Here is a 17,413-nt window from a genome sequence, read left to right on the forward strand (position 1 = left end):
ACAGCCACTCGCCGGCACCCGGAGCCGAACCCGCATGGCACCGACTCTCCCTCTCCCTCCGGGAGAGGGCAAGGGGTGAGGGCTGGCCGCCGCGATGCCGCTTTCTTCGATGGGCTTCGCAGATGGCGGGCTTGAGCCCGCCCTACGTCACTTCGGCTTCTTCACCGGTCGCTGCCAGCCTTCGATGCTGACCTGGCGCGCGCGCGCGACGGTGAGCTGATCGGCCGGCGCGTTCTTCGAGATCACCGAGCCCGCACCGATGGTCGCACCATCGGCCAGCGTCACCGGCGCGACCAGCGAAGAGTTTGAACCGACGAACACGCGGTCGCCGATCGTCGTGACGAACTTGTTCACGCCGTCGTAGTTGCAGGTGATGGTGCCGGCACCGATGTTGGTGCCGCTGCCGATCACGGTATCGCCGAGATAGGTCAGGTGGTTGGCCTTGCTGCCGATGCCGATGCGCGCATTCTTGGTCTCGACGAAGTTGCCGACGTGCACGCCATCGGCGAGCTGCGTGCCGGGGCGCAGACGCGCATACGGACCGATCAGGGCGGCGCCTTCGCTGACGACACCTTCGAGATCGCAGTGCGCACGCACCTGCGTGCCGGCACCGAGCTTCACATCCTTGAGGCGGCAGAACGGACCGACGACGACGCCGTCACCCAGTTCCACCTCGCCTTCCAGCACCACGTCGACGTCGATCTGCACGTCGCGGCCGACCTTCACCGTGCCGCGCTGGTCGAACCGCGCGGGATCGATCAGGCGAGCGCCCTGCGTGCACAGCGCGCGCGCGGCGCGCAGCTGGTAGGCGCGCTCGAGCTGCGACAGCTGCCAGGGATCGTTGGCGCCTTCGGCTTCGATGGGCTCGCCCACCAGCACCATTTCCGCAGGATTGAATTCCTCCGCCGCCATCGCGAACACGTCGGTCAGGTAGTACTCGCCCTGCGCGTTGTCGTTGGACAGCCGCGCCAGCCAGCCCTTCAGCGCGCTGCTGTCGGCGGCGATGATGCCGGTGTTGATGGTGCGGATGCGGCGCTGCTCCTCGTCGGCGTCCTTGTGTTCGACGATGGCGGCCACGCGGCCCGCCTCGTCTCGCACGATGCGGCCGTAGCCGGTCGGATCGACCGGTTCGGCGACCAGCACGGCCAGGCGACCCGGCGCGTCCAGCAGCCGCTGCAGCGTCTCGCTGCGGGTGAGCGGCACATCGCCGTACAGCACCAGCACGCGCGCGCCATCGGGGATTTCGGGCATCGCCTGTGCCACCGCATGGCCGGTACCGAGCTGCTGCGCCTGGTGCGCCCAGTGCAGATCGCCCTGGTCGGCGAACGCCGCCTGCACCTGATCGCCACCGTACCCATAGACCACATGTACGCCCGCCGGCTGCAGCGCGCGTGCCGCGTCGATCACGTGTCCCAGCATCGGCCGCCCGGCGATGGGCTGCAGCACCTTGGGCAACGCGGACTTCATGCGCTTGCCTTCACCGGCGGCGAGGATGACGACGTGTAGTGGCTTCATGTGGTTTCCCATTACGATGATGACCGGCCTTCGAGCCTGTCGAGATGGTATCAACTCAGTCCGCAAACGGGACTCGCCCATGACCCACCGCTTCCCCGCCTCCGCCGCCCGGCAGTGGCGAGCCCCCCTGATCACCGCATTGCTGCTCGTGCTGCTGGCGCTCCGCATGCAGGGGCAGGATGCCAACTGGGACCTGCGCAACTACCACCTCTATACGCCAACCGCATTGCTGGACGGCCGCTTCGGCGACGACATCGCCGCCGCGCAACTACAGACATGGCACAACCCGACCATCGATTTTCCCTTCGCATGGCTGGTGAGGGCGGAACTGCCCGGATGGGTCGTATCGCTGTGGCTGGCACTGCCGGCGTTTCTCGCGGTGCTGTTCGCGCTCCGCCTGCTGGACCAGCTATGGCCGGCAGGGCGCAGCGCGACGCGGACCGCGTCGGCCGGCGTGATGGCGGTGGCGGGCGCTGCCGTCATGCCCAGTATCGGCACCACCTTCAACGATGCCGTCGTGGCGGCCGGCATGATGGCGTCGCTTTGGTGGATCGCGGATTCGCAGGGCTGCCGCCAGCCGTGGGCGACCTGGTTGCCGGCGGGCCTGATGGCGGGACTGTGCGCGGGCCTGAAGCTCACCGGTGCGCTGTACTGTGTGGGCTTCATCGCCGCCGCACTGGTGTGCGGCCCGATGCGTGCTGCGCCATGGCGGCTCCTCGCGCTCGCCGCAGGCGGCATCGCGGGCGCCGCGCTGACCGCAGGTCCTTGGGCCCTCCATCTTTGGCAGGAACATGGCAATCCGCTGTTTCCCTATTTCAACGAGTGGTTCCAGTCGCCCGACGCCCTGCCGCATGGACACAAGGACGAACGCTTCATTCCCCACGGGCTTGACGCCCTGCTGGTCCCGTTCCGCCTGCTGACCGACAGCAACCGCTTTTCGGAGGGAAAACTGTCGGACCCCCGCGTGCTGCTCGGCCTCGCTGCACTGGCTGCCTGGTGGGCATCCGCATGGCGCAGCAGGACGCAGGACGCGAACGCGCTCGCCGTCGCCAGCGCAACGCTCATGTTCGTGCTTGTCAGTCTCGGCGTCTGGATCAAGCTCTACGGCATCTACCGTTACCTGTTCGCACTTGAGCTCGTCTGTTCAATCGCCATCATCGGCGTGGTGTCGAGCTGGGTGCGGGCCCGCCATGCCCAGGCCGCCGTGATCATCCTGGCCGTGCTCGTGGTGATCAGCACAAATCGACCAGGTTGGGGGAGGACCCGTTTCAGCAGTCCCATGCTGACCGTGCATACTCCGGCGATCCCCGCCGACAGCCTGGTGGTGCTGGCCGACGACAACCCCATGGCCTACGCCGTTGCCTACCTCCCCCGGACCGTACCGGCCATATCGATCCAGAACAACTTCATGACGCCTGAGCGCTGTACCCGCCTGCAGGCGATCGCCGAGCAACGTGTGCGGCAGCACGCAGGTCCGATCTTCCTGTTGCGGAAAGTCTCCGGATCGCCAATGCCGGAGGCGGTCCTCGCCTACGGCCTGGCGGCAGAGGGCACCTGCCTTCCCATGCCGACGAGCCTGGACGCGCTCGAGCTGTGTCCGCTGGTGCGCCGTATGCCTACGCCGACGGTCTGCGCTGCGACACCAGCTGGTCCGTGATCAACCGCTGGATTTCGTTCGAGCGGCGGTTGACCGTGTCCAGGATGAGGCCGGTCGCCATCGACACCACGCCGACCAGCGCGAACGCCACCGCAAGCACGGCGGTGGAAGGATGGGTGACAAGGCCCGTACGCGCGAACTCATTGATGACGATGGCTCCGAATCCCAAGCTCGACATCACGCAGGCCGCCGCCAAGGTGCCAAAGAACAGCAAGGGGCGCATGTCCTTGAACAGAAACAGGATCGTCTTGAGGACGCGGATGCCGTCGCGATACGTGTTGAGCTTGGATTCGCTGCCCTCGGGCCGCTTGCCGTAGTCGATGACCTGCTCCGACAGCACGAAACCATTGGCCAGTGCGAACACCGTCATTTCTGTCTCGATCTCGAACCCACGGGAAAGCACCGGCATGGACTTGACGAATCGGCGGGAGAAAGCGCGATAGCCGGACAGGACATCGCGCACCGGATGGCCGAACAGGGCGCCGATGCACCTGCACACCAGGCGATTGCCGAATCCGTGGAAGCGCCGGAACGAAGCACGGTCATGAGACTCCAGCCGCGTGCCCACCACCATGTCCGCCCGCCCCTGCGCGACGTCTTCGATGAGCATCCGGACCGAAGCGGCGGGATACGTGTCATCGCCATCCACCATGACATAGATATCGGCATCGACGTCGCGGAACATGGCGCGCACCACGTTTCCTTTCCCCTTGGCCAGCACATGCCGCACATGCGCCCCGGCCTGCGCTGCTAGGTACGCCGTCGTGTCCATGCTCGCGTTGTCGAAGACCCACACCTCGGCTTCCGGAAGCGCCTGGCGGAAATCGACGACAACCTTCTGCACGGTGAGCGCTTCGTTATGGCAAGGAATGAGTACGGCGATGCGCAAGGCGACGGTCCGGGTCGACGACGGGCGCCCGCATCTTACACGGCAACGAACGCGAGCCTGCGGGTAACATCCCCGCATGGCACCTCACTCTTCCAGGCTTACCCTGCTGCGCCAGGGCGGCAGTTTCCTCGTCGTCGGTGCGGTGCAGTTGCTGGTCGACTGGGCGCTGTTCGTCGCACTGACCGCGCTCGGGGCGCCGGCGGCACCCGCCAACCTCGCTGGCCGCGTCGGCGGTGCGTTGCTGGGTTTCTGGTTGAACGGGCGGGTGACATTCGCGCAGGCCGGGAGCGCGCGACTCGGCTGGCGCCGCTTCGCGAGGTTCCTGCTGGTCTGGATTCCGCTGACCGTGATCAGCACGCTCGCGGTCGCCTGGGTCGCCGGGACACTGGGACTGGCGCATGCCTGGCTGGCCAAGCCACTGGTGGAAGGCGCGCTCGCGGTGGTGGCGTTTTTCCTGTGGCGGCACGTGGTCTACCGCTGAGGGGTACGCACGACCTCACGATGCGGGCATCGCGTGATGCGGACAACGTCGCGTGATCCGTGCCGTGCGTCGTGCGCGCGGCGCACGCTGCAAACGGAAACGCCGGCACAAGGCCGGCGTTCCGATGAAGCCAGGGCGATGAAACTCAGTGCTTGAGGTTCTTGCGCAGGCGCTCGAGCGCGCTGAGCTGGGCGATGCTCATGGCCAGCTGGGCCTGGGCTTCCTCGATGCTCATCTTCGGGTCCTGCTTGGACAGGATGCGCTCGGCTTCTTCCTTGGCCTTGCGGACCGAGGCTTCGTCGATGTCCTGCGCGCGGATCGCGGTGTCGGCCAGCACGGTGACGACCTGCGGCTGCACTTCCAGGATGCCGCCGGAGATGGCGAAGTCCAGCTGCTCGCCATTGGCCAGCGTCACCACCACCTTGCCCGGCTTCAGGCGGGTGATCAGCGGCGCGTGCTTCGGCGCGATGCCGAGCTCGCCCAGCTCGCCGGTGGCGACGACCAGGGTGGCTTCACCGTGGAAAATTTCCTGCTCAGCGCTGACGATATCGCAACGGATGGTGCTCATGTATTCCTCACTGCGTTCGGAAGGTGATTCGTGATGGGTGATTCGTGAGTGGCAAGAGCATCAAACCCCGCCAACCCTCTATCGCCGCCCCTACGAATCACGAATCACTAATCACCAATCCCTGCGCTTACGCCTTCTCGGCGAGCTTCTTGGCCTTCTCGACCGCTTCTTCGATGCCGCCGACCATATAGAACGCCTGCTCCGGCAGGTGGTCGTACTCGCCGTCGACGATCGCCTTGAAGCCGCGGATCGTGTCCTTCAGCGAGACGTACTTGCCCGGCGAGCCGGTGAACACTTCCGCCACGTGGAACGGCTGGCTGAAGAAGCGCTCGATCTTGCGGGCGCGCGACACGGCCTGCTTGTCTTCTTCGGACAGTTCGTCCATGCCGAGGATGGCGATGATGTCCTTCAGTTCCTTGTACTTCTGCAGCGTGGCCTGCACGCGGCGCGCGGTGTCGTAGTGCTCGTGGCCGATGACGTTCGGGTCCAGCTGGCGGCTGGTCGAGTCGAGCGGATCGACGGCCGGGTAGATACCCAGCGAGGCGATGTTGCGCGACAGCACGACGGTGGCGTCCAAGTGGGCGAACGTGGTGGCCGGCGACGGGTCGGTCAGGTCGTCCGCGGGCACGTACACGGCCTGGATCGAGGTGATCGAACCGGTCTTGGTCGAGGTGATGCGCTCCTGCAGCACGCCCATTTCCTCGGCCAGCGTCGGCTGGTAGCCCACGGCCGACGGCATGCGGCCGAGCAGCGCCGACACTTCGGTACCGGCCAGCGTGTAGCGGTAGATGTTGTCGACGAACAGCAGCACGTCCTTGCCCTTGCCCGACGCGTCCTTCTCGTCGCGGAAGTACTCGGCCATGGTCAGGCCGGTCAGCGCGACGCGCAGGCGGTTGCCCGGCGGCTCGTTCATCTGGCCGTACACCATCGCGACCTTGTCGAGGACGTTGGAGTCCTTCATCTCGTGGTAGAAGTCGTTGCCCTCGCGGGTACGCTCGCCCACGCCGGCGAACACGGACAGACCCGAGTGCGCCTTGGCGATGTTGTTGATCAGTTCCATCATGTTGACGGTCTTGCCGACGCCGGCGCCGCCGAACAGGCCGACCTTGCCGCCCTTGGCGAACGGGCACATCAGGTCGATGACCTTGATGCCGGTTTCCAGCAGGTCGTTGGCCGAGGACTGATCTTCGTACGACGGGGCCGAGCGGTGGATTTCCCAATGGTCGGACGCCTGCACCGGGCCGGCTTCGTCGATCGGGTTGCCCAGCACGTCCATGATGCGGCCCAGCGTGCCCGCGCCGACCGGCACAGAGATGGCCTTGTCGGTGTTCACGGCGATCAGGTTGCGCTTCAGGCCGTCGGTGGAACCGAGGGCGATGGTGCGCACGACGCCGTCGCCAAGCTGCTGCTGCACTTCGAGCGTGATGGCGGTGTTCTCCACCTTCAGCGCGTCGTACACCTTCGGCACTTCGTTGCGCGCGAATTCGACGTCAACCACCGCGCCGATGATCTGAACGATCTTGCCCTGACTCATGTTTGCTGCTCCGATTTAACTTGTTCAGTTGTGCGGCTGGGCCGCCCGTTGGATTACTTGGTGATTCGTGATTCGTGATGGGTGATTCGTCGAAGCGCGCTGCGCAGCTCCAACGAATCACGACTCACCAATCACCAATCACGGCTCCTACACCGCCGCCGCGCCGCCGACGATTTCGGAGATTTCCTGGGTGATCGCCGCCTGGCGGGCCTTGTTGTAGACCAGCTGCAGGGTACCGATGAGCTTGTTGGCGTTGTCGCTGGCGGCCTTCATGGCCACCATGCGCGCCGCATGTTCGGACGCGATGTTCTCCAGCACGGCCTGGTACACCAGCGACTCGATGTAGCGCGTGATCACGTGGTCGAGCACGGTCTCGGCATCGGGTTCGTAGATGTAGTCCCAGTCGTGGTGCGCGACCTGCGTCTCCGACGCGGGCAGCGGCAGCAGCTGGTCGAACGCGGCGCGCTGGGTCATCGTGTTGACGAAGTCGTTGTAGACGACGAACACGCGGTCCAGCTTGCCTTCGGTGTAGGCGTCCAGCATCACCTTGATCACGCCGATCAGCTGGTCGAGCTTGGGCGCATCGCCCAGGTGCGAGACGCTGGCCAGCATGTTGACCTTGACCCGGCGGAAGTACACCGAGGCCTTCTGGCCGATGGTGACCACGTCGACCTCGACGCCCTTCTCGTTCCACTGGCGGATCTCGCCGAGCATCTTGCGGAACAGATTGTTGTTCAGGCCGCCGGCCAGGCCGCGGTCGGACGACACGATGATGAAGCCGACGCGCTTGACGTCCTGGCGCTCCACCATGAAGGGATGCTGGTAGTCGGTGTTGGCCTGGGCCAGGTGGCCGATCACCTGCTTCATCGCGCGCGCGTACGGGCGCGAGGTCTTCATGCGGTCCTGGGCCTTGCGGATCTTGGAGGCCGAGACCATCTCGAGCGCGCGCGTCACCTTGCGGGTGTTCTGCACGCTCTTGATCTTGGTTTTGATTTCGCGTCCGCCTGCCATGTCTACTCGCTTCGCTCGCGGTGATTCGTGATTCGTGAAGGGTGATTCGTGGGTCCAGTGATCCGCCGTTGCGCCGGCAAATCACCAATCACGAATCACACATCACGGCTTCGTTACCAGGTACCGGTCTGCTTGAACTCGGCGATGCCCTTCTTGAAGGCGCCTTCGATCTCGTCGTTCCAGTTGCCCGTGCTGTTGATCGTGTCGACCAGCGCGCCCTGGGTGTTGGTGAAGTGCGCGTGCAGCGCGTCTTCGAACGCCAGGATCTTGCCGACCGGCACGTCATCCAGGTAACCCTCGTTGACGGCGTAGATGGACAGCGCCTGCAGGGCGATGGACATCGGCGCGTACTGCTTCTGCTTCATCAGCTCGGTGACGCGCTGGCCGCGCTCCAGCTGCTTGCGGGTGGCTTCGTCCAGGTCCGAGGCGAACTGCGCGAACGCGGCAAGCTCACGGTACTGGGCGAGCGAGATGCGGATGCCGCCCGACAGCTTCTTGATGATCTTGGTCTGGGCGGCGCCACCGACGCGCGACACCGAGATGCCGGCGTTCACGGCCGGGCGGATGCCGGCGTTGAACAGGTCGGTTTCCAGGAAGATCTGGCCGTCGGTGATCGAGATCACGTTGGTCGGCACGAACGCGGACACGTCGCCGGCCTGCGTTTCGATGATCGGCAGCGCGGTCAGCGAACCGGTCTTGCCGGTGACCTTGCCTTCGGTGAACTTCTCCACGTACTCCTCGGACACGCGGGCAGCGCGCTCGAGCAGGCGGGAGTGCAGGTAGAACACGTCGCCCGGATAGGCTTCGCGGCCCGGCGGACGCTTCAGCAGCAGCGAGATCTGGCGGTAGGCCACGGCCTGCTTGGACAGGTCGTCGTACACGATCAGGGCGTCCTGGCCGCGATCCATGAAGTACTCGCCCATGGTGCAGCCCGAGTAGGCGCTGATGTACTGCATCGCGGCCGACTCGGAAGCGGTGGCGGCGACGACCACGGTGTGGGCCAGCGCGCCGTTCTCTTCCAGCTTGCGCACGATGTTGGCGACGGTCGAGGCCTTCTGGCCGATCGCCACGTACACGCACTTGATGCCGGTGCCCTTCTGGTTGATCACGGCGTCGATCGCCATCGCGGTCTTGCCGGTCTGGCGGTCGCCGATGATCAGCTCGCGCTGGCCGCGGCCGATCGGGATCATGGCGTCGACCGACTTGTAGCCGGTCTGCACCGGCTGGTCGACCGACTTGCGCCAGATGACGCCCGGGGCCACGCGCTCCACCGGTGCGGTCAGCGAGGTGCCCAGCGGGCCCTTGCCGTCGATCGGCTCGCCCAGCGCGTTGACGACGCGACCGAGCATTTCCGGACCGACCGGCACTTCCAGGATGCGGCCGGTGGTCTTGGCCACGTCGCCTTCGCGCAGGTGCTCGTAGTCGCCCAGGACCACGGCGCCCACCGAGTCGCGCTCCAGGTTCAGCGCCAGTGCGTAGGTGCTGTTGGGCAGCTCGATCATTTCGCCCTGCATGACGTCGGCCAGGCCGAAGATGCGCACGATGCCGTCGGACACCGAGGTGACCGTGCCTTCGTTGCGCGACTCCGCGGCCAGCTTGACCTTCTCGATACGGGTCTTGATCAGGTCGCTGATTTCAGAGGGGTTGAGCGTGGTAGCCATGGGTAAGTCCTGTGTGCCGGCTCGCGCGCGGCGGTTCAATGGGAATTCAGTGCGTCAGCGCGGACTGCAGGCGCGCCAGCTTGCCTTTCAGCGAGCCGTCGATCACCACGCTGCCCGCATCGATCACGGCGCCGCCGATCAGCGATGCGTCGACCGCCGTCTCGACCTCGACCTCGCGACCGAAGCGCTTCTTCAGCGCGGCCTTGATCACGTCGAGCTCGCCGGCGGGCAAGTCCGCGGCGGACGTGACCTTCGCTTTCACGACATGCTCGGCGTCGGCGCGCAGCTCTTCGAACAGCCCGGCGATTTCCGGCAACTGCGGCAGGCGGCGTGCATCGGCCAGGACGCCCAGGAAGCGGATGAACGCCTCACTGGCGCCGTCGGGCGACAGCAGCGACACGGCGTCGGCGGGCAGCAACTGCGGATTCGGCAGCAGCGCGGCCACGCGCGGGTCCGCCGCGGCATGCGCGGCGAAACCCAACGCCTGCGACCAGGCGGCGAAGTTGCCTTCGTCGCGTGCCGTCGCGAAGGCGGCGCGGGCGTAGGGGCGGGCGACAGTCAGGGCCTGGCTCATCGATCGGATCGTCCGGATCAGATTTCGGCGGCGAGTTCGTCGAGCAGCGCCTTGTGGGCGTTGGCGTCGATCTCGCGCTTCAACAGCTTCTCGGCACCGCTGACGGCCAGCGCGGACACCTGCTTGCGCAGATCCTCGCGGGCACGCGTAGCGGCGGCGTCGATCTCGGCCTGCGCCAGTTCTTTCTGGCGGTTGGCTTCGGTGATCGCTTCGTTCTTGGCCGCATCGACGATCTGGTTGGCGCGCGCATGGGCCTGGTCGATGATCTCGTTGGCCTTGACGCGGGCTTCCTTCAACGCCTCGTTGACCTTTTCCTGAGCCTGCGCCAGATCCTTCTGGCTGCGGTCGGCCGCGGCAAGACCTTCAGCGATCTTCTGCTGGCGTTCTTCGATGGCAGCCAGCAGCGGCGGCCAGATCTTGGTCGCAATGATCCAGATCAGACCGGCGAAGGCCAGCGCCTGGGCGAACAGAGTGAGATTGATATTCATCGTAAACCTGCCGGTGATGAAGGGCCCGCGCACGATGCGCCGGCCCAGCTACGCCTGGTGACTGACCGCGGGCCGAGGCCCGTGGTCAGGCGTGCACGCGACGGATCAGCCCGCCAGCTTGGCCAGCTGTTCGGTGAAGATCGTGATGAACGGGCTGGCGAAGGCGAACAGCAGGCCGACGGCGACCGAGATGATGAACGCGGCGTCGATCAGGCCGGCGGTGATGAACATGCGCACCTGCAGGACCGGGATCAGTTCCGGCTGGCGGGCAGCCGATTCCAGGAACTTGCCGGCCATGATGGCCAGACCCAGACCCGCGCCCAGCGCGGCCAGGCCGATCATGATGCCGATGGCGAGGGCGGTCGAAGCCTGGACCTGGGCGAGGTTGGTGAGGATGCTTTCCATGGTGATCTCCGGAACTTAAGTGCTTGAAAGGTGGATGGTACGAAGCGAAACGGTGAAGCGGAAACGTTAGTGGCTGTCTTCCGACAAACTGAGGTAGACGATCGACAGCATCATGAAGATGAAGGCCTGCAGCGGGATGACCAGCAGGTGGAACAGCATCCAGCCGAGGCCGAACGCGGCGCCGCCGAGCATGCCCACGATGCCCGCGCCGCCCAGCACCCAGATCAGCAGGAAGACGATCTCGCCGCCGAACATGTTGCCGAACAGTCGCATCGCCAGCGAAATGGGCTTGCTGACCCATTCGACGATGTTGAGGATCAGGTTGAACGGCATCATCCACTTGCCGAACGGCGCCGTCAGGAATTCCTTGGCGAAACCGCCCACGCCCTTGGACCGGAACGCGAACACCAGCATCAGGAAGAACACGCTGATCGACATGCCGAGCGTCGCGTTGACGTCGGCGGTGGGGACCGGCTTCCAGTAGTGCACGCCCATCAGTTCGAGCGGCTTGGCGATGAAGTCTGCCGGGATCATCTTCAGCAGGTTCATCATCAGGATCCAGAAGAAGATGGTGATCGCGATGGGCGTCACCAGCTTGCTGGTCCCGTGGTAGGTGTCGCGGGCCTGCTTGTCGACGAACTCGAGCATGATCTCGACGAAGGCCTGCCACTTGCCCGGCACGCCGGCGGTCGCCTTGCGCGTGGCCATCCAGAAGGCGAACACGATGACCAGGCCCATCAGCACGGCGGTCACGAAGGTATCGACGTTGATCGTCCAGAACGGACCGTCACCGCCCACCTGGGCCGTGAGGTTCTTCAGGTGGTGCTGGATGTAGCTGGTGGGAGTAAGAGCCTCGCCCGCCATGAGTCGGAAACCTTTCTAGTTGGGTTATCGCTGCTTGCCGGTCGCGACCAGCACCTGTGCCACCAGTCCGGTGATCACGCCCGCCAGGAGAGGCAGCGGAGGCAGCTTGTACAGCCCCGCGCCAACGACCAGCACACCGATCACCACGACCCACTTCACCACCATGCCCGCGACCAGCCTCAGCACCGCCGAGACGGCTCCGAGCACACCACCGCCGAAGGCCATCCAGGCCGCCAGCAGCGCGCCGACCACGATCGCCAACCCTCCGACGACCGCCGCAACCGCTCGGGGCAGGCCCCAGGGCAGGAACAGCAGCGCGACCAGCAGTACCGCCCCCGTCTGCCAGACAGCGGCGCGCAACACCAGCCGCCGACCCGCAGCGACGGAATTCAGCACACGAAAGCCCTACGGAATTGGCGGGTAAGAGGCAGTGATGCGCCTCGCCGAGCCGCAAAATTATAGCAGCGGGACAATTTCCGGGACAACCGCCAAAGGTCGAAAGCCGGTCCGCGGGCACGATCAGGCCGGAGCCCTTGCGGCGCCTGCGTGTAACCGTTTCCCCTGTTCAGAATTCTCCCGGACGCTTTCCGGAACTTTGCCGGAAACTCCCTGTCAGTCCTTGCAAGGCCTGCTGCTCAACTTCCTCGTCCGATGCTCCGCCACAGGCCTTCCACGAAGCCCCGGCTGCCCCCGGGGCTTCACTTTTTGCAGGGTTCGAAGACGACGATCCGCCGGGTCGTTCATCCCATTCACCTGACGACGACCGGTCCGCGATGAAGGTAGTGCTCCCCCTCGACGCATGGAGCGCCCATGAACCGGCCCTGCCCCCGCCATACCCCCACCCTCGTATCCCTGCTTGCCTGCCTGCCGTTGGCACTGCTCGCCACCGGCGCTGCCGCGCAGGATTTCAGCGACGACGCCCGCTTCGAAATCCGCCTGTCGGCCTTCAATCCGGAAGCCAACATCCGGCTCGCCGGTACCGGCGTGGCCACCGATGGTGAGCGTTCGGAAGACCTGGCGGCCGCAGGCACCATCGATTCGGACGGCCGCTGGCGGCCACGCGGCGAGTTCGCCTTCAACATGACCCCGCGCCAGTCGCTGCGCCTCAATTACTACGACTACCGGCGCAACCAGTCGTGGAACTTCGACGGCGACTGGATCGATCCGGGCAATGTCTTCGACGAGGTCGAGATCCCCGGCGAGCCGGTGGAAATCCCGGCCGTGGACATCGACGGCCGCCTCAGCTTCGAACTGGCCAGCCTCAACTACGAATTCGCGGTCGTCGACACGCCGCGGTTCCAGTGGGGCCTGGGCGCCGGCGTCACGCACGCCGTACTGGAAGCCCGCGGCACGGGCACCAGCACCGGTACCGGCGAGATCGATCCGCAGTGGGAGTCGTTCCGCTGGAAGAAGGACGGCACGTCACCCAATCTGCATACCCGGGTCAGCTGGGCGCCCACCGAACGCCTGCGCGTGGAAGCACAGGCCCAGTACCTGGACACACGCTGGGGTGACTTCGTCGACGAGCGCGGCCATTTCGAGCGCGGCGGCCTGATCGTCGAGTATCTGGTCACCGAACGCCTGGGCATTCACATGGGCTATGACTGGTTCCGCCTGAAGCTCAGCGACGACTACCGCGGCTCGTTCGAGGCGCCCGCCGAGTCTGGCGTTGGCAACGTTGATGTGACGGGCAAGCTGACGGGCCAGTTCAAGGTCCATGGCCCGATGGCGGGCGTGACGTTCCGGTTCTGATGTGGCTGATCGATAGGTTTTGATTATCGATACAAGCGGAACGTTTCATTGGACGGCACGGACGGGGCGCCCATACTTGAGACCTGTTCTCATCTGGAGTCCCGCCGTGAACAAGACCCTCAGCTTCGCCATCCTGCATTTCGCGGTGGCCTTCACCCTGGGCTACCTGTTCACGGGCAGCCTGCTGGTGGGCGGCGCGCTTGCGCTGATCGAACCGGCCTGCAACACGGTCGTCTTCCACTTCCATGAGAAGGTGTGGAAGCGGATCGAGGCGCGCAGGGCCGCGAAGGCGACACCGCTGCCTGCCTGAGGCATCGCCCGATCCAAAGAAAAGGCCGCGCTCACGCGCGGCCTTTCCGTCTCCACCGTCCCGCCGGCGCTTACTTCTTCTTCGGGATGTACAGGTCGGTGATGGTGCCTTCGTAGACCTCGGCCGCCATCGCCACCGACTCGCTGAGCGTCGGGTGCGGATGGATGGTCGCGCCGATGTCAGCCGCTTCCGCGCCCATCTCGATCGCCAGCGCCAGTTCGCTGATCAGGTCGCCGGCGTGCACGCCGACGATGCCGGCGCCGATGATGCGGTGGGTGTGTTCGTCGAAGATCAGCTTGGTCGAGCCCTCGCCACGGCCGATGCCGACCGCGCGCGCGGACGCGACCCAGGGGAACTTGCCCACGCCGATCTTCAGGCCCTTGGCCTTGGCTTCGGTTTCGGTCACGCCGACCCACGCGATCTCGGGATCGGTGTAGGCGACCGACGGGATCACGCGCGCCACCCATTCCTTCTTCTCGCCGGCCGCCACTTCGGCGGCCAGCTTGCCTTCGTGCGTCGCCTTGTGCGCCAGCATCGGCTGGCCGACCAGGTCGCCGATGGCGAAGATGTGCGGCACGTTGGTGCGCATCTGCGCATCGACCGGGATGAAGCCGCGGTCGGTGACGTTGACGCCGGCCTTGCCGGCATCCAGCTTGCCGCCGTTGGGGGAACGACCCACGGCCACCAGCACGCGATCGAACGTGCCGGATTCGAGTTCCGGCGTCTGGCCTTCGGTCGCGCTCTCGAAACCGACGGTGATGCCCTTCTTCGACGCCTCGACCTTGGCGGCCTTGGTCTTCAGGTGCACGGCCACGCCCTGCTTCTTCAGGCGGTCGGCCAGCGGCTTCACCAGGTCCTTGTCGGCGCCCGGCATCAGCTGGTCCATGAACTCGACCACCGTGACCTCCGCGCCCAGCGCGCGGTACACGGTCGCCATTTCCAGGCCGATGATGCCGCCGCCGACGACGAGCAGCTTCTTCGGCACCTCGGCCAGCTGCAGCGCATCGGTGGAATCCATCACGCGCGGGTCGTCCCACGGGAAGTTCGGCAGCTTCACCGCCTGCGAACCGGCGGCGATGATGCACTGCTCGAAGCGCAGCAACTGCGTCTTGCCGTCGCTGCCGGCGATCTCCAGCTCGTTCGGCGAAACGAACTTCGCCACGCCGGTGACCGTGCGCACCTTGCGCTGCTTGGCCATGCCGGCCAGGCCCTTGGTGAACTGGCCGACGACCTTGTCCTGCTTGAAGCCGCGCAGCTTGTCGAGGTCGATCTTCGGTTTGCCGAAGCTGATGCCGATGTCGTCGGAGTGCGAGGCCTCCTCGATCAGCGCGGCCGCATGCAGCAGCGCCTTCGACGGAATGCAGCCCACGTTGAGGCAGACGCCGCCGAGGGTTTCGTAGCGCTCGATCAGTACGGTGTCGAGGCCCAGGTCGGCCGCGCGGAACGCGGCGGTGTAACCGCCCGGACCCGAACCGATCACGACGATGCGGCATTCGATGTCGGCGGCCTTGCCGGTGCCCAGCGCCGGCTTCGGCGCGGAGGTCGCCGGTGCGGCGGGCGCGGCCGGGGACGGCGCCACCGGAGCGGCCTTGGCGGGCGCCGCAGCGGCACCCTCGCCTTCCAGGATCGCGACCAGGCTGCCTTCGGCGAGCGAGTCGCCGAGCTTGACCTTGATCTCCTTCACCACGCCGGCGGCGGGCGACGGCACTTCCATCGTCGCCTTGTCCGATTCCAGCGTGACCAGGCCCTGGTCCTTCTTCACCGTGTCGCCGACCGCGACCAGGATCTCGATGACCGGCACGCCGTCGTAATCGCCGATATCGGGCACCTTGGCCTCGATCAGGCCACCACCGCCGGACGGCGCGGGCGCAGCGGCCGGCGCGGCGGGAGCCGGCGCGGCAGCGGCAGGTGCAGCCGCAGGCGTCGCGGGCGCCGAAGCGGCGGGTGCTGCCGGTGCGGGTGCAGCGGCCGCAGCGCCTTCCGTTTCCAGCACGGCGACCACGCTGCCTTCCGACAGCGCATCACCCAGCTTGACCTTGAGTTCCTTCACCACGCCGGCGGCCGACGAGGGCACTTCCAGCGTGGCCTTGTCCGATTCCAGCGTGACCAGGCCCTGGTCCTTCTTCACCGTATCGCCGACGGCGACCAGGATTTCGATGACCGGCACATCGCTGTAATCGCCGATGTCGGGGACTTTGACTTCAATCGTATTCGCCATGGTCTCGGTCTCCTTACAGCAGCACGCGGCGCATGTCGCCGAGCAGCTGGGCGAGATAGGCGGTGAAGCGCGCGGCAGCGGCGCCGTCGATCACGCGGTGGTCGTAGCTCAGCGACAGCGGCAGCATCAGGCGCGGCTGGAACTGCTTGCCGTCCCACACCGGCTGGATCGACGACTTCGAGACGCCGAGGATCGCCACCTCCGGTGCGTTGACGATCGGCGTGAACGCCACGCCGCCGATGCCGCCCAGCGAGGAGATGGAGAAGCAGCCGCCCGACATCTCGGCCGGGCCGAGCTTGCCTTCGCGCGCCTTCTTGGCGAGCTCGCCGCTTTCCTGCGCGATCTCGTTGACGCCCTTCTTGTCGACGTCGCGGATCACCGGCACGACCAGGCCGTTCGGCGTGTCCGCAGCGAAGCCGACGTGGAAATACTTCTTCAGCGTGAGGTTCTCGCCGCTGGCGTCGAGCGAGGCATTGAAGTCGGGGAACTTCTTCAGCGCCGAGACGCTGGCCTTCATCAGGAAGGCGAGCATGGTCAGCTTGATGCCCGCCTTCTCGTTTTCCTTGTTCAGCGCCACGCGCAGCGCTTCCAGGTCGGTGATGTCGGCGTGGTCGTGCTGGGTGACGTGCGGGATCATCGCCCAGTTGCGCGCCAGGTTGGCGCCGGAAATCTTCTTGATGCGCGACAGCGCGACGACTTCGGTCTCGCCGAACTTGCTGAAGTCCACCTTCGGCCATGGCAGCAGGTTGAGGCCGCCGCCTGCAGCGACCGGCGCACCAGCGGCTGCCGGCGCTGCCACGCCGCCTGCCAGCGCGCCCTTGACGTACTTCTGCACGTCTTCCTTGCTGATGCGGCCAGCGCGCTCGCTGCCGGTGACCTGGTTCAGGTCGACGCCCAGCTCACGGGCGAACAGGCGCACGGCGGGACTGGCGTAGGCGACCTTCTCGGGCAGCACGCGGTCGGCGTTGAATTCCACCGGCGGCGTGCGCGGCGGCGAGGCTTCCGGATCGATGCCCGGCTTGTCGTCCAGCACGCGCGAGGCGGCGGGCGCCACGGCCGGTGCGGCGCGCTCCTGCGCGATCTCGCGTTGCGCCAGCTTGTCCGGCGTCGGCGCCACGGCGACCGGCTCGACCTTGGCGCCGGTCTCGGCGGTGGCGGTCGGCGCGGGTGCGGCGACGGGCTTCGCCTCGGCGGCACCCTCGCTGGCTTCGATCAGCGCGACCACGGCACCTTCGGCGATCTCGTCGCCCAGCTTGACCTTGATCTCCTTGACCACGCCGGCGAACGGCGACGGCACTTCCATCGTCGCCTTGTCGGACTCCAGCGTGACCAGGCCCTGGTCCTTCTTCACCGTATCGCCGACCGCGACGAGGATCTCGATCACCGGTACGCCGTCGTAGTCACCGATATCGGGGACTTTGGCTTCCTTGATGTCGGACATGGCATTACTCCGGTGCGGGCGTGAAGAGGGGAACCCCTATTGTGT

Annotated in this window: 17 protein-coding genes; 4 read left to right on the forward strand and 13 right to left on the reverse strand. The window is 66.1% G+C overall.

Translation table 11 applies throughout. The features are described 5' to 3' along the window. Positions 1-147 precede the first annotated feature (147 nt). Entirely contained in the window at positions 148-1,515 is a 1,368-nt protein-coding gene (gene glmU, locus ACGHX3_RS17740) for a bifunctional UDP-N-acetylglucosamine diphosphorylase/glucosamine-1-phosphate N-acetyltransferase GlmU (RefSeq protein ID WP_394695737.1), read from the reverse strand. Positions 1,516-1,594: 79 nt separating this feature from the next. On the opposite strand from glmU, the gene ACGHX3_RS17745 reads away from it, so the two are divergent. Further along, positions 1,595-3,172: a glycosyltransferase 87 family protein gene (locus ACGHX3_RS17745; protein WP_213603479.1), complete on the forward strand. Its 1,578-nt coding sequence runs from the start codon at positions 1,595-1,597 to the stop codon at positions 3,170-3,172. On the opposite strand, the gene ACGHX3_RS17750 is transcribed toward ACGHX3_RS17745, so the two are convergent. Continuing rightward, entirely contained in the window at positions 3,132-4,061 is a 930-nt protein-coding gene (locus tag ACGHX3_RS17750) for a glycosyltransferase (protein ID WP_249720388.1), read from the reverse strand. The two genes, ACGHX3_RS17745 and ACGHX3_RS17750, sit on opposite strands and share 41 nt — an antisense overlap. Positions 4,062-4,137: 76 nt before the next feature. On the opposite strand from ACGHX3_RS17750, the gene ACGHX3_RS17755 reads away from it, so the two are divergent. Continuing rightward, positions 4,138-4,542: a GtrA family protein gene (locus ACGHX3_RS17755; RefSeq protein WP_213603502.1), complete on the forward strand. Its 405-nt coding sequence runs from the start codon at positions 4,138-4,140 to the stop codon at positions 4,540-4,542. Positions 4,543-4,687: 145 nt separating this feature from the next. Here ACGHX3_RS17755 and ACGHX3_RS17760 read toward each other — a convergent pair whose 3' ends face one another. The 9 genes from ACGHX3_RS17760 to ACGHX3_RS17800 all read right to left on the reverse strand — a co-directional run bounded on the left by ACGHX3_RS17760 (position 4,688) and on the right by ACGHX3_RS17800 (position 12,043). Beyond that, on the reverse strand, positions 4,688-5,110 hold the full coding sequence (locus tag ACGHX3_RS17760; protein WP_162338073.1) for a F0F1 ATP synthase subunit epsilon: 423 nt from the start codon (positions 5,108-5,110) through the stop codon (positions 4,688-4,690). Positions 5,111-5,237: 127 nt separating this feature from the next. Further along, positions 5,238-6,644: a F0F1 ATP synthase subunit beta gene (gene atpD / locus ACGHX3_RS17765; protein ID WP_213603504.1), complete on the reverse strand. Its 1,407-nt coding sequence runs from the start codon at positions 6,642-6,644 to the stop codon at positions 5,238-5,240. Positions 6,645-6,791: 147 nt separating this feature from the next. Beyond that, on the reverse strand, positions 6,792-7,655 hold the full coding sequence (atpG, locus tag ACGHX3_RS17770; protein WP_162338072.1) for a F0F1 ATP synthase subunit gamma: 864 nt from the start codon (positions 7,653-7,655) through the stop codon (positions 6,792-6,794). A gap of 113 nt (positions 7,656-7,768) precedes the next feature. Continuing rightward, positions 7,769-9,316, reverse strand: a complete 1,548-nt coding sequence (gene atpA, locus ACGHX3_RS17775) for a F0F1 ATP synthase subunit alpha (protein ID WP_162338071.1) — start codon at positions 9,314-9,316, stop codon at positions 7,769-7,771. 46 nt (positions 9,317-9,362) lie between these two features. After that, positions 9,363-9,890: a F0F1 ATP synthase subunit delta gene (locus ACGHX3_RS17780; RefSeq protein ID WP_394695738.1), complete on the reverse strand. Its 528-nt coding sequence runs from the start codon at positions 9,888-9,890 to the stop codon at positions 9,363-9,365. Between the two features lie 17 nt (positions 9,891-9,907). Next, complete coding sequence (locus ACGHX3_RS17785) at positions 9,908-10,378, reverse strand: F0F1 ATP synthase subunit B (protein WP_162338069.1); 471 nt, start codon at positions 10,376-10,378, stop codon at positions 9,908-9,910. Between the two features lie 105 nt (positions 10,379-10,483). After that, positions 10,484-10,783 (reverse strand): F0F1 ATP synthase subunit C, encoded by a 300-nt coding sequence (gene atpE, locus ACGHX3_RS17790; RefSeq protein ID WP_055939490.1) that lies wholly within the window; start codon positions 10,781-10,783, stop codon positions 10,484-10,486. A 66-nt stretch (positions 10,784-10,849) separates the two neighbouring features. Continuing rightward, positions 10,850-11,647, reverse strand: a complete 798-nt coding sequence (atpB, locus tag ACGHX3_RS17795; RefSeq protein WP_394695739.1) for a F0F1 ATP synthase subunit A — start codon at positions 11,645-11,647, stop codon at positions 10,850-10,852. A gap of 24 nt (positions 11,648-11,671) precedes the next feature. Then, positions 11,672-12,043 (reverse strand): hypothetical protein, encoded by a 372-nt coding sequence (locus ACGHX3_RS17800; RefSeq protein WP_162338067.1) that lies wholly within the window; start codon positions 12,041-12,043, stop codon positions 11,672-11,674. A 414-nt stretch (positions 12,044-12,457) separates the two neighbouring features. Between ACGHX3_RS17800 and ACGHX3_RS17805 the strand changes: the two genes are divergently transcribed. Together ACGHX3_RS17805 and ACGHX3_RS17810 are read left to right on the forward strand one after the other, a co-directional pair. Beyond that, the gene (locus tag ACGHX3_RS17805; RefSeq protein WP_394695740.1) at positions 12,458-13,399 is read left to right on the forward strand and encodes a hypothetical protein; all 942 of its coding nucleotides are present in this window, start codon (positions 12,458-12,460) and stop codon (positions 13,397-13,399) included. 106 nt (positions 13,400-13,505) lie between these two features. Continuing rightward, positions 13,506-13,709 carry a DUF2061 domain-containing protein gene (locus tag ACGHX3_RS17810; RefSeq protein WP_394695741.1) on the forward strand — a complete coding sequence of 68 codons (204 nt, stop codon included), beginning with the start codon at positions 13,506-13,508 and terminating at the stop codon, positions 13,707-13,709. Positions 13,710-13,779: 70 nt separating this feature from the next. On the opposite strand, the gene lpdA is transcribed toward ACGHX3_RS17810, so the two are convergent. Both lpdA and ACGHX3_RS17820 read right to left on the reverse strand, forming a co-directional pair. Continuing rightward, positions 13,780-15,927: a dihydrolipoyl dehydrogenase gene (lpdA, locus tag ACGHX3_RS17815; RefSeq protein WP_394695742.1), complete on the reverse strand. Its 2,148-nt coding sequence runs from the start codon at positions 15,925-15,927 to the stop codon at positions 13,780-13,782. 13 nt (positions 15,928-15,940) lie between these two features. Then, the gene (locus ACGHX3_RS17820) at positions 15,941-17,368 is read right to left on the reverse strand and encodes a dihydrolipoyllysine-residue acetyltransferase (protein ID WP_394695743.1); all 1,428 of its coding nucleotides are present in this window, start codon (positions 17,366-17,368) and stop codon (positions 15,941-15,943) included. Between the last annotated feature and the right edge of the window lie 45 nt (positions 17,369-17,413).

This window comes from Pseudoxanthomonas japonensis (assembly GCF_043632995.1).
In the GTDB taxonomy this organism is placed as follows: domain Bacteria; phylum Pseudomonadota; class Gammaproteobacteria; order Xanthomonadales; family Xanthomonadaceae; genus Pseudoxanthomonas_A; species Pseudoxanthomonas_A japonensis.